A 14,635-nucleotide genomic window follows, 5' to 3' on the forward strand; every position below is an offset into this window, starting at 1 on the left:
CGTCCAGCACCATTTCAGCAGCTTGAACTTTGTGTTCTTTCGAATAAGAATTGCGCACTGATTTTGCCTCCAATTGGACGCCATTATAGCGTCCGAAGAAGGTGTCCAAAATCATTAAGCCAGTTCACCCCTGTGCCGCGATCGGGCCCGAAGGGGCCGTAAAAGCCAGCCCCGCCGCGCCCCAGGATCACCGCGATCCGGCAGCCAGCGAACCCTCTAGACCTTCAGCACCAACTTGCCGAAGTTCTCACCCTTGAACAGCTTCTGCAACGTGTCGGGGAAGGTCTCCAGCCCTTCGACCACATGCTCCTTGCTCTTGACCTCACCGCTGTCCAGCCAGCCGGCCATCTCGCGCGCCGCCTTGGGGTACTCGCCCAGGTGGTCGGTGACGATGAAGCCTTCCATGCGCGCTCGGTTGACCAGCAGTGCCAGGTAGTTGGCCGGGCCCTTCACGCCATCCTGGCTGTTGTACTGGCTGATCGCCCCACAGATCACCACGCGCGCCTTGAAGTTGAGCCGCGCCAGCACGGCATCGAGGATGTCGCCGCCGACGTTGTCGAAGTACACGTCGACACCCTGGGGGCATTCACGCTCCAGCCCGGCCTTGACGTCTTCGGCCTTGTAGTCGATCACGCCATCGAAGCCCAGGGTCTTGAGGTAGTCGCCTTTCTCCTGGCCTCCGGCGATGCCGATCACCCGGCAGCCCTTGAGCTTGGCGATCTGCCCGGCGATGCTGCCGACGGCCCCGGCCGCGCCGGAAATGACCACCGTATCGCCCGCCTTGGGCTGGCCGACCTCGAGCAGTGCGAAGTAGGCGGTCATGCCGGTCATGCCCAGCGCCGACAGGTAGCGCGGCAGCGGCGCCAGCGAAGGGTCGATGCGTTGCAAGCCCTTGGCGTCACCGGTGTAGTAGTCCTGCATGCCCAGCACGCCACTGACCGTGTCGCCGACCTTGAAGTCGGGATGGCGCGACGCCGTGACCTCACCGACGCCCAAGGCACGCATGACCTCGCCCAGGCCCACGGGCGGCACGTAGGATTTGCCCTCGTTCATCCAGCCGCGCATGGCCGGGTCGAGCGACAGGTACAGGTTCTTGACCACGACGTGCCCTTCGCCCGGCTCGGCGACGGGGACCGTCTCGAAGGTGAAATCGTCTCGGCGTACCTCGCCTTGCGGACGCTTGGCGAGCAGGAAACGGCGGTTGGTGGCGGTCATGGGGACTCCTTGGGGAAGGGGGAGGGGAGCTGCATGTGGCTGACTGTGAACTGAGCATGGAGGCGACAGCAGCGCGCCAGATCGGCTGCGCTGCTTGCAGCGTATGGCGCCTCCCTTATTCGGCGATCTGCAGCTTGCGCGCCTGGGTATAGACGTAACGCACCTTCTCGTACTCGAACGGCGAGTTCAGCTGGCCGTAGCGGAAACTGGTGGTGTAGCGGCGATCCACGACGCGCAGGGCAAAAAGCTCCGGGTGGTCGGTGGTGGACCGGGGGATGCCGAGGTAGTTCACCGATTGCTCGCCTGCGTAGTCCACCACCAGCCCGGCGGTGTCGCGCAGGTTCGACGGGCCCAGGATCGGCAGCATGATGTAGGGGCCTTCCGGCACGCCATAGAAGCCCAGTGTCTGGCCGAAGTCTTCGCTCTGGCGCGGCAGGCCCATGCGCGTGGCCGGATCCCACAGACCGCCCACACCGATCACGGTATTGAACAGCAGGCGTGCGGTGATCTGCCCGGCACGTTCGGCCTTGAGCTGCAACACGCTGTTGAACAGGTTGGGCACGTCGCCCAGGTTGTTGAAGAAGTTGCTCACCCCAGTACGCACGAAGCCAGGGGTGACGCGCTTGTAGCCGTCGATCACCGGCAGGAACACCCATTGGTCGAACCGGTAGTTGAAGTGGTACACGCGGCGGTTGAACGATTCGAACGGGTCCGGCACGGTCAGTGCGTCGAAGGTCGAGCGCTCGAACTCGCGCTGGTCCAGGCCGGGGTTGAATTTGAGCGCCTGCAACGGGTTGGTGAAACCGTCGCTCTGCGCGCCATGGGTGTCGAGCACGTCGGCCTCGAGCACGCTGGTGCGCGGCGCGGTTTCCTGGGCCATGACGGGGGCAGCGGCCAGCAGGGCCGTGACGAGCAGCAGTCGATTAACCACGGAAGAACTCCAGCATGGCGTCGCTGTTGACGCGGTAGTTGAGGTTGCCGCAATGGCCGCCATGGGGGTAGAGCGTCAACCGGTCGCCGAAGACCTGGCGCAGGAAGCCGATGTCGCCCGGGCCGAGAATGACGTCGTCGGCGTTGTGCATCACGGCGATCTTCGAGCTGTGGCTCAGGTAGTCGCGCAGGGCGTACAGGCTGACCTGATCGACCAGTTGCAACAGGCTGCCGCCGTCGCTGCGTGCACGCCACATGGGGATCACCTGCTCGGTGAGGTAGCACTCGAAGTCGCATTGCAGTGCGCGCTTGAAGAACGGCGTCAGGCTGCTGCCTTCGGTGATCGGGTACTTGGGCGGCGTGATCAGCCCACGGCGGTTGATCAGGTCCGAGGTAAAGGCGATATCGGCCGCCGAGAAGCGGAACGAGGTGCCGATCAGCATCGCCATCTGTTCGTTGGACAGGTGCTGGCGCGACTCCTGGAAGTCGTACAGCAGGGCTTCGTTGAGGTCGACGTAGCCTTTCTGACGGAAGTACATCGTCAGCTTGTGCAGCATCAGTTCGTAGAAGTTGGTGCGGCTGTCGATGCCCTTGACGCTCGTCTGCACCAGCTTGTCCAGGTTCGACACCGAGGTCTGCAGGTTGACCGGTGGGTTGAGCAGCAGCACGCGCTTGAAGTTGAAGCTGCGCCGGGTTTCGTCCAGGTGGCTGACGAACGCCGCATCGAGCGCGCCGAGGCTGTAGCCGGTGAGGTAGAACTCGCTCACTGGCAGGCGCGGATGCTGGGCACGCACCGACTGCATGACGCGGTACATGTCCTCGGCATCTTCCTGGCTGATGCCGGGGGTGGCCGAGCGCGAGGCAGCGCTCATGAAGTCCCAGCTGGTCGGCGAGGACAGCTGTACCACGTGGTAGCCGGCCTGGTAGAACAGTTTCTTCAGGTATTCGTTGATGCTGCTCGAATACGGCGCGCCGGTGCCGGCGATGATGAAGATCAGCGGGGCCTGGTGGTCCTGGCGGGCCAGGCGGTAGGTGAGCTTCTTCACGGGCCAGAAGTTGTCCGGCAGGGTGAAGGCGCGCTCGGGGCGCAGGGTGAGGCTATAGTCGTCCTGGTCGATGTCCTCGTCGTGCGGCAGCGTCGGGCGCTGGTCGGGCGGCGTGGTGGCGATGGTCGCCTCGAAGGGGTTGGTCAGCGGGTAGCCGTAGGTGGCGGCGTCGATGTCCCGCGCCGTGGCGACCGCGCTCAGGAACAGGCCGCCCAGCAAGGCTGCAAGGCGTAAGGATCGAAGCATGAATTCCCCCAGGGACGGCAGTGGTGCGATATGCAGGCTAAGACTATGGTGGCCCTGGCAAAGTTGCCGAGGGCGGCCTATTTATCTGCGCGAAATAGTGCCGTGCCAACGACCGTACGACAAGCGTGTGAAACAGGGTGACACAGCATCATCGGGTTGAATGACGCGATCCGCTGGCGGTTGGCGTTCGGCCATGACCGAGGTGGGTCCTGAACGATCGAAAAGGAGCCTGTATGGAGCGCTGGCCTACATGGGTAGGAATGATGATGACGCTGGGCGCTTGCCTGCTCGGCAGTTACGCCGTGCGGTACGGCCTGATGGAGGACGCACGCTGGGTTGGCCGCTGTGCAGGCGAGGATGCTCCCTGGATGTGCGAGGTGCGTGCAGGCTTGGGGTTGATGATCCATCACCAGGCGTTGGCCTGGGTGGCATTCGGGTTGGCCCTGCTGGCTCAGGTGCTGCGAGGTGGAGGAGGGAAAGGGGTAGGGTTCGTCGCAGTGCTGCTGGGCATCCCGGCGATGGTGCTGTACACCGCCAGCCTGGCGGTGTTCGCGATCGTGCTGGGGGCGTTGCGGGTCGTGCGGCGGGAGTGAGGAGGGCATACCGCCAGGCAAGCCATTGAACGAAGCTCATGCAAGAGCCCGCATGCCTTCATCGGCCCGTGACTGCCACCCCCGCCAGATCGCACCGACCATCAGCACACTGACCCCTGCCCAACCCAGCGCCTGGGCATTGCCCAGCCCTTCCTGATACAGCTGCGGCACGATACCAAGACCCACGATCCATCCCAACAACGCCAGCTCAGGCCGCGATGCCGGAACGGGCCTGAACAGGTACACCACCGCCGGCAACAGCAACGCTGCAGTAGGGAAGCTGCGGTAGCGAGGGTCGAATACCAGGGCCAGGGTACTGACCGCGGCGGCGAACCCGGCCGCCAGCAACAGCCAACCCGCATGCGCCTGCAGCCAGGCATAGGCCCGTGCACGCCAGCCCGTGCGCTGGCCCAGCGCCAGGGCGGCATGGGCCAGCACGGCCAGGTTCAACCCGGCCAGCAGGCCGGCCCAGCCCCATTCGCTGGCGAAACGTGCATGGCTGTGGGTCAGCTCGCCCCACAGCCCCAGGCCCACGGCTGCCACGGCGGCCAACGACGGTAGCCACAGCGCGGTACGCCGATCGCGAGGCCGTCCCGCCAGCCCCAGCGTGAGCACCACGACGCTGACGCTGACCCACCACCACAGCCGCCACAGCGGCACGTCGCTCACCGGTCCTTCCAGGATGCCCTTGTCCTGCCGATCGGCGTCGTACAGCCCCCAGTACCCGCCCACGGCGCCCTCGCTGGCCCGCTTCCAGGGTTGGTCGAAGGCTTCGATCAGGTTGTACTGCCACCCTTCGATCTCTGCCTGGGCGACGAAGCCACGGACGAAGCGCGCTTCGTTGACGCGGCTCGGCACGGCGGTTTCCCGCTGCCGGCCTTCGCTGGGCCAGCCGGTCTCGCCGATCAGGATGTTCTTGGGCGCAAAGCGCTGCCCGAACACCCGGCGCACGTCGGCGACATGGGCCAAGGCGTCTTCGAGGCCGCGCGGGTCGTCCTCCCAGTAGGGCAGCAGGTGCAGGGTCAGAAAGTCCACGGCCGGCGCGATACCGGGATGCTGTAGCCAGAATTCCCACACGTCGGCATAGGTCACCGGCACCTGGACCTCGCGCTTGACCCGCTCGATCAACTCGACCAGGCGCGCTTCGGTCACCTCCTTTCGCAGCAGCGTCTCGTTGCCGACGATCACCGCCGTGACCACGTCCGGGTTGGCATTGGCCGCTGCGATGAGCATCGCCACTTCCCGGTCGGTGTCCACCGGATTGGCGTTGACCCAGGCCCCGAGCATGATCTTCAGGCCATGGCGACGCGCCAGTGCCGGAAGGCTTTCGAGCCCGGTCATGGAGTAGGTGCGGATGCATTGGAAACGCCGCGCCAGCAAGGCCAGGTCGGCGTCCAGGCGCGCCGGGCGCAGGACGAAAGGTTGGTCGAACGGCGACTGGTCCTTGTCGAACGGCGTGTAGGAGGCACATTGCAGGCGGTGCGCCGCGCTGGCGGCATCCGGCAGGTGCACGGGTTTGCCGAGCGCATGCCAGAACCCGCCCAGGGCGAGCAGGACGCCCAGGCTGGCCAGCAGGCAGATGAACCAGGGGTGGCGAATGAGAGCGGGCATCGCGTCGATCCATCGTCAGGTGCGAACGGTTAGCTAGGCATCACTGCGGGGGATCGTCAAGTGGCGTCATGCAAGGATCGCGCTGAGCCGCCGGCGCCGATGGCGTGGATAGCCATGCGCGGTCGCCCAGTGCTCGTTGGAGGTCGCATGCAGACCCGGACGTCAGGGGGCACAGGCCGATGATGCTGTCTCCAAGACCTGAAAGAGGCATGCCGTGATGAAGCTGCGACGTTTTCTGGGGGTGGGTACCGCACTGGTTCTGGCCATGGGCGCTGGGCAGGCCATGGCCGAGTCCAAGCAAGTCAGTATCGGTTACGTGGATGGTTGGGCGGACAGCGTGGCGACCACCCATGTGGCCGCCGAAGTCATCAAACAGAAGCTGGGCTACGGGGTGGACCTCAAGCCCGTGGCCACGGGCATCATGTGGCAGGGCGTGGCCACCGGCAAGCTCGACGCCATGCTCTCGGCCTGGCTGCCCGTGACCCACGGCGAATACTGGGCCAAGAACAAGGACAAGGTGGTCGACTACGGCGCCAACTTCAAGGAAGCGCGCATCGGTCTGATCGTGCCGGAGTACGTCAAGGCCAGCAGCATCGCCGACCTCAAGACCGACCAGACCTTCAAACAGAAGATCGTCGGCATCGACGCCGGGTCCGGGGTCATGCTCAAGACCGACCAGGCGATCAAGGACTATGACCTGACCGGGTACAAGCTGCAGGCCAGCTCGGGCGCCGCGATGACGTCCGAATTGGGCCGCGCCTATGCCAAGCAGCAGTCGATCGTGGTCACTGGCTGGGTGCCGCACTGGATGTTCGCCAAGTGGAAGCTGAAGTTCCTGGACGATCCGAAGGGCGTGTATGGCGCTGCCGAGACCGTCAACAGCATCGGCAGCAAGGACCTCGAAGGCAAGGCGCCGGAAGTGGCGCAGTTCCTGCGCAAGTTCTCCTGGCAGTCCAAGGACGAGATCGGCGAGGTGATGCTGGCGATCCAGGAAGGCGCCAAGCCTGAAGCGGCGGCGAAGGACTGGGTAGCCAAGCACCCTGAGCGGGTGAAGGAGTGGGTCGGGCAGTGATGCGCGCCATGGGTGACTGATCCTGTGAGGATCGGCTACTGAATCGAAGCATGACCTTGCGGCCCCTCTGGGGCCGCATCGCCGACACGCCCCCAGTCTTCATTCCAAGCAGCCGGCATCAGCGCGGTGACTGTGCCACCCTGTGGGGGAAACTGTCTTATAGGCGGCGTCGTGTCGCTAAACCTGTTCGGGTCAACTGCCGCAATCAGATTGCTGGCTTTACGGCCCCTGCGGGCCCGATCGCGGCACAGGGGCAGCTCCTACAGGACCGCAGCGCTGATTTGCCAGGGCACCACCTACCCATGTAGGAGCGGCCCCTGTGCCGCGATCGGGCCCGCAGGGGCCGTAAAACCAGCCACTCAACCCCTCCAGGCATACCTCCCACCCACAGAAAAACCTCTCACCCGGGAACGCACAGGCACCTCCCTTCGACCCCCCTCATTGTTACCCCTCCTGCAACCCACCCTTACCTATAAGACTAAGGTCGTCTGGTTGAGCGCCAACGGCAGCCTAAAGTGAAGGTGGGTTCTACCTACTCCGTGCTGCTAGGACAAAAACAATGAACGACAGCATTTACCTTTCGATACAGAACAGCCCACGGTTCAAGGAGCTGGTCGCCAAGCGCGAACGCTTCGCGTGGATTCTCTCGGCCATCATGCTCGGCCTCTACTGTGCCTTCATCCTGTTGATCGCCTACGGTCCCCAGGTGCTCGGCACGCGCATCGCCGCCGACTCGTCGATCACCTGGGGTATCCCGCTGGGTGTCGGCCTGATCCTGTCGGCCTTCGTCCTGACTGCCATCTACGTGCGCCGCGCCAATGGCGAGTTCGATGAGCTGAACAAGGCGATCCTGAAGGAGGCGCAGCCATGAGCCGTTCTTTCAACAGCCTGGCCGTGCTGGCCATCGGGGCCTTCGCGCCTGCGGCCTGGGCCGCCGACGCACTGACCGGCGACGTGCAGAAGCAGCCGCTGAACGTGTCGGCGATCGTCATGTTCCTGGCCTTCGTCGGCTTCACCCTGTGCATCACCTACTGGGCCTCCAAGCGCAACAAGTCGGCCTCCGACTACTACGCTGCGGGCGGTCGCATCACAGGCTTCCAGAACGGCCTGGCGATCGCGGGCGACTACATGTCGGCGGCCTCCTTCCTGGGCATTTCCGCGCTGGTGTTCACGTCGGGCTACGATGGGCTGATCTACTCGATCGGCTTCTTGGTCGGCTGGCCGATCATCCTCTTCCTGATCGCCGAACGCCTGCGCAACCTGGGCAAGTACACCTTCGCCGACGTGGCGTCGTACCGCCTAGGCCAGACGCAGATCCGTACCCTGTCGGCCTCCGGCTCGCTGGTGGTGGTCGCGTTCTACCTGATCGCGCAGATGGTCGGTGCCGGCAAGCTGATCCAGCTGCTGTTCGGCCTCGACTACCATGTGGCGGTCATCCTGGTGGGCATCCTGATGTGCCTGTACGTGCTGTTCGGCGGCATGCTGGCCACCACCTGGGTGCAGATCATCAAGGCGGTGCTGCTGCTGTCGGGCGCCACCTTCATGGCGCTGATGGTCATGAAGCACGTCAACTTCGACTTCAACGCGCTGTTCTCCCAGGCGATCGACGTACACCCCAAGGGTGAGGCGATCATGAGCCCGGGCGGCCTGGTCAAGGACCCGATCTCGGCGTTCTCCCTCGGCCTGGCGCTGATGTTCGGCACTGCCGGCCTGCCACACATCCTGATGCGCTTCTTCACCGTCAGCGATGCCAAGGAAGCGCGCAAGAGCGTGCTGTACGCCACCGGGTTCATCGGCTACTTCTACATCCTGACCTTCATCATCGGCTTCGGCGCGATCCTGCTGGTCAGCACCAACCCGGCCTTCAAGGACGCCGCTGGCGCCCTGATCGGTGGCAACAACATGGCTGCGGTTCACCTGGCCGATGCGGTCGGCGGCAGCGTGTTCCTGGGCTTCATCTCGGCCGTGGCCTTCGCCACCATCCTGGCGGTGGTCGCCGGCCTGACCCTGGCCGGTGCCTCGGCGGTGTCCCATGACCTGTATGCCAGCGTGTGGCGCAAGGGCAAGGCCAACGACCGTGACGAGATCCGCGTGTCGAAGATCACCACCGTGGCCTTGGGCATCCTGGCGATTGGCCTGGGCATCCTGTTCGAAAGCCAGAACATCGCCTTCATGGTGGGCCTGGCGTTCTCCATCGCGGCCAGCTGCAACTTCCCGGTGCTGTTGCTCTCGATGTACTGGAAGCGCCTGACCACCCGTGGCGCGATGATCGGCGGCTGGCTCGGCCTGATCAGCGCAGTGACGCTGATGGTGCTCGGCCCGACCATCTGGGTGCAGATTCTCGGTCACGCCACACCGGTCTATCCGTACGAGTACCCTGCGCTGTTCTCGATGCTGATCGCCTTCGTCGGGATCTGGTTCTTCTCGGTCACTGACAAGTCAGCAGCGGCGGAGAAGGAACGCGCGCTGTTCTACCCGCAGTTCGTCCGTTCGCAAACGGGCCTGGGGGCCTCGGGCGCCGTCTCGCACTGATTGCCCACTGTCCTGCATGAAGCCGCCTTCGGGCGGCTTCATGCGTTCTGGGAGCACCTCCGCCCACCTTGGGAAATTTCCGAGATACGCTCGGAACGGTCCTGTTCTGCTGTCATACGGCACTGGCGAATAATCCTCCTTCCTGTCGGCATCGGCCGACTTGACATCGTACCTGCAACGTCCGCAGGTCATAAAAGGAGATGACTCATGAAATCGCTCTTCAAGGCCCTTCCCTTGGTTCTGTTGGCAGCAGGCGCGGCACAGGCGGCTGATCCGATCGAGAAGCAAGTGTTGGTGACCGCCGTGGTGCCGACGGCCGCCTTCTACGTCGAACCGGTTGGCAGCGATTGGATGAACGATCCTCAGGAGCTGCCTTGGAACCCGGTCAAATCGACCTTCGGCGAGATCCGTCACCAGTTGCAGGCCAAGAGCACCATCGGCCCGATCACCGGCTACCTGCTCAACTCGCCCGTGATCACCAGCGGCCTGGATGCCATCGACCTCAGCGTCAAGGTGGGCAGCACCGAACTGGCCACCACCCCCAGCGAGATCCTCACGGGGGCCCAGGCGCTCCCAGGCACCGTCATGGATTTCGTCGTCACCGCCAAGACCCCTGCCGGGGGTGCGTACACGCCAGGTAACTATCAAGGCCTGGTGAGCATGATGTTCGAAACCGCCGCGCCCTGATCTGCCTCGTCGTTCCTTCCTTCACCCTCTCGCCCGCCCTGCCGGTGACCCCGTCACCGGTCAGGGTGGGGCATTGCTTCCAGGCAGGGTCATGAGCCGATTCATTCGAATGACAACAACCTGCGCCTGGCTTGTCGCTGCATTCGGCGTGTGCGCCGAACCGGCGCCGGCACGATCGCCGTCGGTGCTGACAGCGGTGGCCCAGGCGCAGGGCTTGCCTCGCGAATTCGAGGCGCATTTTTTCGACGTGCCGTTGGCCGTGCGGGTCGAGCTCGACGGGCGCTACCTTGGCGACGCCATGGTCGTGCTCAGCCGCAATGAGCATGTCCAATTGCTGGACTTCACCGATACCCAGGAAAGCCGCGAACCGGATGCCGTGCGACGGCGCTGGCAGGCCCGGCTCGCCGACGGCCGCCCCCTGGGCGATTGCCAGGTCGACTGCGTGGACGGCCTGCGCGCGATTCACTACAGCCTGGTCAACTCTCAATTGTCGCTATTGACCGCCGACGCCGAAAAGACTGGCCCGGCGGCGATCTACCACACCCTGCCGGAGCAGGGCAGCTATGGCCTGCTGCTGCGCAACCAGCTCAACCTGGTCGGCGGTGGCGAGCAGACCAGCGGGCGCTATGCCTTGCAAGGCCAGGGCAGCATCGGTCGCTGGACGACCCTGGCCGACGCACAGTTCGACCGTGGCAGCGATCAGCGCGAGGGGGCGCGCTATCGTCTCGACCAGCTCTACACCGAGCGCCTGGTGGACCAGCATTTCTATCGCCTGGGCTATTTCACGCCCAGTGCCCAAGGCCTGGTACGCCAGCCACGGTTGCTGGGCAACAGTGCCGACACGACCCTGGGCCTGATGTTCGGCAGCAGTGACAGCCTGTTGATCGAAAGCGGCCAGCCCAGCACCACGCCGGTCTACGTCACGCCCAATCGCCACGGCATCGCCGAGATCTATCGCAATGGGGTGCTGATCAACAGCCAGCCGGTGCAGCCGGGGCTGCAGACGCTCGACACCCGTGTGCTGCCCGGGGGCATCTATGAAATCGAAGTGCGCCTGATGGAGGATGGGCAGGAGACCTCGCGCACTGAAGCGTTCATCTACAAGCCTTCCAACTGGAACAACAGCGAGAGCCGCTGGCGCTACAACCTGTTTCTTGGCCAGCAGACCAGTGCCCTGAGCAACTGGAACGATGACCACGATGGCAGTTTGAGCAGTGGCGCGATGGTCAACTACCTGCTGCACCCGCGCGCCGTCGTCGGTGCGTCGGTCCAGCAGGTCGATGATGCCCTGCAGTACGCCACCTCGCTCGACTGGGACGTCAAGGATCGCCTGAAGCTGTACGGCAACGTCAATCAGACCGAGGGGCTGGGCCACGGCTATGACCTGCAGACCCTCTACAACCATGAGTCGGGTTCGCTCGTGTTCAGCCACAGCCGTTCCTGGACGCAGTCCAGCCAGTCGCTTCGTGGGCCATTGGCACGCCAGCAGGTGCTGAGCCAGACCTCGTTGTCGCTCACTCAGCGCCTGAATGCACGCAGTACGGCCACGCTGCGCTTGGCTCACAGCACGGGGGCTACCCAGGGTTTGGGCGTGGACCTGGGCTGGACGCAGTTCGGCAAGCTGGCGGGCTCGGATGCCAACTGGCGATTCTCGGTGTTCGATCGTCCTGGCACCCTCAGCAGCGGGCAGGCCCGCAATCGTGGGGTCAACCTGAGCCTGAGCATGAGCCTGGGCAGCCCCGGGCGACGTATCGCCGCGACCCTGGGTAGCCGCACGTCGCGGGACGGAGGGCGTGACCAGAATGCTTCGGTCAGCTACCAGCATGATGTCGATCGAGGCGCGCTCCGCACCCTCGGCGCCACCGCCACGCTGGATCGCTATGGCGCCGGCATCGGCGGCAATGCCCAGTTCGAAAGCCGTGAGCTCAACGGCGATGTCTACGCGCAACGCTCGTCCTACAACGGTGAGGTCAGCGCCGGTCTGAACCTGCAGAGCGTCTTCGCCCTGGGTGCCGGCACGTTCGCCGCCAGTGGTCAGTTCATGGCCCACGACGCAGGGCTGATCGTCGATGTGGAGTCGGACGTCGAAGGGCTCATGCTGCGCGCCGACGACTTTCAGGGGCTCAGCGCCGTCCTGCGCCCAGGGCGCAACGTCCTGCCGGTGTCGGCCTACAGGCCGGGCCAGGTGCAGATCGACTTCCAGGACCGGCACGCGCCCGCCGCCGTGATCCAGCCCAATAGCCTGGACTACCACCTCAATCGCGGTGGCATCGAGTACCGGCAGTTGCGGGTGATGCGCACCGTGACGGTGCTGGGACGGCTGCTGGACGCGCACGGCAGAGGCCTGAGCGGTGCACAGGTCATCAACCACGCCAGCCGTGGCGTGACCGAAGTCGACGGCTATTTCGCCGTGGAAATGAGCGAGTCGAACCCCGTGCTCGAAGTACGTCTGGACGGGCGAGCCGCCTGCCTGTTGAGCCTCGACCCGAACCGATTGAATCGTGAACATGACGTGCTGATGGCTGGTGACCAGCGCTGCGAGCCTGAAAGCCTGGCCACGGTCGCGACACGTGCCCCTGACGATCGATCGTGATTACGGGGAAGGCGTGCGCGTGCCGGCGTCGCACCGATACGCGGTAGGAAATTTCTCAAAACATTGTAGGAGGCGTCTTTAAGTGGGCGCTTCGCAAGCGATACCCACGCAGAGGGGGTAATACTGAATGGCCATTATCGGAAGAAACAGATTCAGGATGAACAAGCGTGTGTACGGTGTGTTCTTGGCCCTGCTGATGTGCCCCTTGCCGCTGCAGGCGGCGCCGGAGCTCAACATCGGCGGCCTGTACGACTACATCGAGGGCGACAGGAGCACGTTGCTCAAGCGGATCCGCAACGGTGGCGATACCACGGCCTTCGTCAAGGTCAGCGTGGCGGAGCTGGTCTACGACGCCCAGGGCAAGGCCAGCGAGGTCAGCCTGGAAGGGCTGGCCATGGATGCACGCGCTCTGGTGGTCAGCCCGGCCCGGCTGATCGTGCCGGCGCGCGGCTTGCAGTCGGTGCGTCTGCTGTATCGCGGCACGCGTGAGCGCGAGCGCTATTTCCGGGTGCGGTTCATCCCGGTGCTGCCGGAGGTCGACGATGGCTTCGCGGTCGATCAAGCCGAAGCCGACGCCTACCGCGACAGCCTCAGGGCCGGCGTCAATCTGCTGGCAGGCTATGGTTCGCTGCTGTTCGTGCGGCCTGATGCCCCCCGCTATCAGACGGACCTCGACTATGTCGATGGCAAGCTGAAAGTCAGCAACCACGGCAACAGTACCGTGGCCCTCGATCATTTTCGCGTCTGTCAGTCCGCGGACCAGGCCTGCGGACCGGCGACCAAGCACCACCTGTTGCCAGGACGGACCCGACTGTTCGAGGACGAGGGCGGTCATGTGTTCCAGTTCGAGCTGCAGGAGGGAGAACGGCATGAACACAAGGTGGTGGGCGCATGAAGGGCATGACGCACACGGGAAGCGCAGGCTGGCTGTCGCGGATACTGGCGGGCGCGGTACTCGTCGTGTTGACGTCCGTGGCGGGAGCTAGCGAAGTGACCCTGACCGCCCAGTATCGGGGGGGCGGGACGGGGCAGTTCGAAAACACGACCCCGCCCGCGCAGAACTGCAGGTTGTTCGGATCGCTCTGCATCAAGGGCCAGACGGTGGACATCCCGCTCACTTATGGCAAGCAGGTCACCAAGGCGACCGGCAATGTGCGCGATCAGTTGTACGTGCAAACGCCCCGACGTCGAGAGGTCGATGTCTACGACCAGGACACGGGTGATCCTCACAGGCTGTCGTTCGAAATAAGCGGGCTGATGCTCGACGTCATCTCGAACGACTACTCGCATAATCCGCTTACCAACGGCATGCCCAACGGTGGCTGTACATTGTTAGGGGGGATCGGTTATCAGTCGCAGCGTCGTGCGATCAGGGGGCTTCGCATTACCAGCGTCGCTTCGCCCTCAGGCTGCTGGCAGGTCAATGTATTCGCGCCCAACACCCATGTGGAGCCTGTGCAGGTGTCGCGGATTGCCATCGCCTACAACCTGGCCATGCCCCCGACCTACCGCATGAAGCCAGGTCTGTACCGCGGTACTACCATCTTCACGGTGGGGCCGGGCGGCGATTTCGACTTTGGTGATCAGGTGCATGACTTGAGCGACAACACGTTGACCATCCATTTCGAGCTGGAGGTGGAGCACGCGTTCATCTTCGATTTTCCGCCCGGTTCCGAACGGGCCGTGCTGGAGCCGGTAGGCGGCTGGAAGGCATGGCTGAATGGTGGCCGAGTGCCGCAGCGGCTTTACCGCGACCTGCCGATGCGGGTGTGGTCCACAGGGCCGTTGAAGGTTTACAAGCTGTGCGAGTACGACGTCGGCCTGGACTGCGGGATCCGCAATGACCTGGGCGAAGACGTGCCGGTGCGTGTGTCGCTCAGCCTGCCATCGGGCATCCGTTATCAAGGCGGGCCGGTCACGCGCCTGACACTGCCAACCGGGCGCGCTGCGGCGCTTCGGTTCGACTCGGTGATCCCTACCATCAACCGCCCGGGCGAACTGCATTTCGAAGTCACTCAAGCGGACGTGCAGCCCATGCTTGGCCGGGCAGGCAAGACCTACAAAGGCAAAGCCACCGTCGTGTTCGACGCCGAACTCTAGCGCTAGGCAA

Annotated in this window: 12 protein-coding genes; 8 read left to right on the forward strand and 4 right to left on the reverse strand. The window is 64.3% G+C overall.

Annotated features, from left to right (window positions below):
• Positions 1-216: 216 nt before the first annotated feature.
• The 3 genes from G7Z99_RS00005 to G7Z99_RS00015 form a co-directional block, all read right to left on the reverse strand.
• Positions 217-1,215 carry an NADP-dependent oxidoreductase gene (locus G7Z99_RS00005; protein ID WP_181090852.1) on the reverse strand — a complete coding sequence of 333 codons (999 nt, stop codon included), beginning with the start codon at positions 1,213-1,215 and terminating at the stop codon, positions 217-219.
• Between the two features lie 115 nt (positions 1,216-1,330).
• Positions 1,331-2,146, reverse strand: coding sequence for an MlaA family lipoprotein (locus G7Z99_RS00010; RefSeq protein ID WP_308812263.1), 816 nt, complete (start codon positions 2,144-2,146; stop codon positions 1,331-1,333).
• Positions 2,139-3,437, reverse strand: coding sequence for a serine/threonine protein kinase (locus tag G7Z99_RS00015; protein WP_181090854.1), 1,299 nt, complete (start codon positions 3,435-3,437; stop codon positions 2,139-2,141). Before G7Z99_RS00015 ends, G7Z99_RS00010 begins: the two co-directional genes overlap by 8 nt.
• 233 nt (positions 3,438-3,670) lie before the next feature.
• On the opposite strand from G7Z99_RS00015, the gene G7Z99_RS00020 reads away from it, so the two are divergent.
• Positions 3,671-4,030 carry a hypothetical protein gene (locus G7Z99_RS00020; RefSeq protein WP_181090856.1) on the forward strand — a complete coding sequence of 120 codons (360 nt, stop codon included), beginning with the start codon at positions 3,671-3,673 and terminating at the stop codon, positions 4,028-4,030.
• 36 nt (positions 4,031-4,066) lie between these two features.
• Here the strand turns inward: G7Z99_RS00020 and G7Z99_RS00025 are convergent, their stop codons facing one another.
• Positions 4,067-5,641 (reverse strand): glycoside hydrolase family 17 protein, encoded by a 1,575-nt coding sequence (locus G7Z99_RS00025; protein ID WP_181090858.1) that lies wholly within the window; start codon positions 5,639-5,641, stop codon positions 4,067-4,069.
• Between the two features lie 217 nt (positions 5,642-5,858).
• Between G7Z99_RS00025 and G7Z99_RS00030 the strand changes: the two genes are divergently transcribed.
• The 7 genes from G7Z99_RS00030 (at position 5,859) to G7Z99_RS00060 (ending at position 14,625) form a co-directional block, all read left to right on the forward strand.
• Positions 5,859-6,713 (forward strand): glycine betaine ABC transporter substrate-binding protein, encoded by an 855-nt coding sequence (locus tag G7Z99_RS00030; protein ID WP_181090860.1) that lies wholly within the window; start codon positions 5,859-5,861, stop codon positions 6,711-6,713.
• Positions 6,714-7,272: 559 nt separating this feature from the next.
• Positions 7,273-7,584, forward strand: a complete 312-nt coding sequence (locus G7Z99_RS00035; protein ID WP_060393003.1) for a DUF485 domain-containing protein — start codon at positions 7,273-7,275, stop codon at positions 7,582-7,584.
• Complete coding sequence (locus G7Z99_RS00040) at positions 7,581-9,245, forward strand: cation acetate symporter (protein WP_181090862.1); 1,665 nt, start codon at positions 7,581-7,583, stop codon at positions 9,243-9,245. The genes G7Z99_RS00035 and G7Z99_RS00040 overlap by 4 nt, the downstream gene beginning before the upstream one ends.
• A 207-nt stretch (positions 9,246-9,452) precedes the next feature.
• A complete protein-coding gene (locus G7Z99_RS00045) occupies positions 9,453-9,932 on the forward strand; it encodes a CS1 type fimbrial major subunit (protein ID WP_181090864.1) in 480 nt (159 codons plus the stop codon).
• Positions 9,933-10,041: 109 nt separating this feature from the next.
• A complete protein-coding gene (locus G7Z99_RS00050; protein ID WP_181090866.1) occupies positions 10,042-12,525 on the forward strand; it encodes a TcfC E-set like domain-containing protein in 2,484 nt (827 codons plus the stop codon).
• A 157-nt stretch (positions 12,526-12,682) separates the two neighbouring features.
• On the forward strand, positions 12,683-13,420 hold the full coding sequence (locus tag G7Z99_RS00055; RefSeq protein ID WP_181090867.1) for a molecular chaperone: 738 nt from the start codon (positions 12,683-12,685) through the stop codon (positions 13,418-13,420).
• On the forward strand, positions 13,417-14,625 hold the full coding sequence (locus G7Z99_RS00060) for a hypothetical protein (RefSeq protein ID WP_181090868.1): 1,209 nt from the start codon (positions 13,417-13,419) through the stop codon (positions 14,623-14,625). Before G7Z99_RS00055 ends, G7Z99_RS00060 begins: the two co-directional genes overlap by 4 nt.
• The last annotated feature ends 10 nt before the right edge of the window (positions 14,626-14,635 follow it).

Origin of the sequence: Pseudomonas entomophila (assembly GCF_013523165.1) — a bacterium.
Taxonomy (GTDB): Bacteria; Pseudomonadota; Gammaproteobacteria; order Pseudomonadales; family Pseudomonadaceae; genus Aquipseudomonas; species Aquipseudomonas entomophila_A.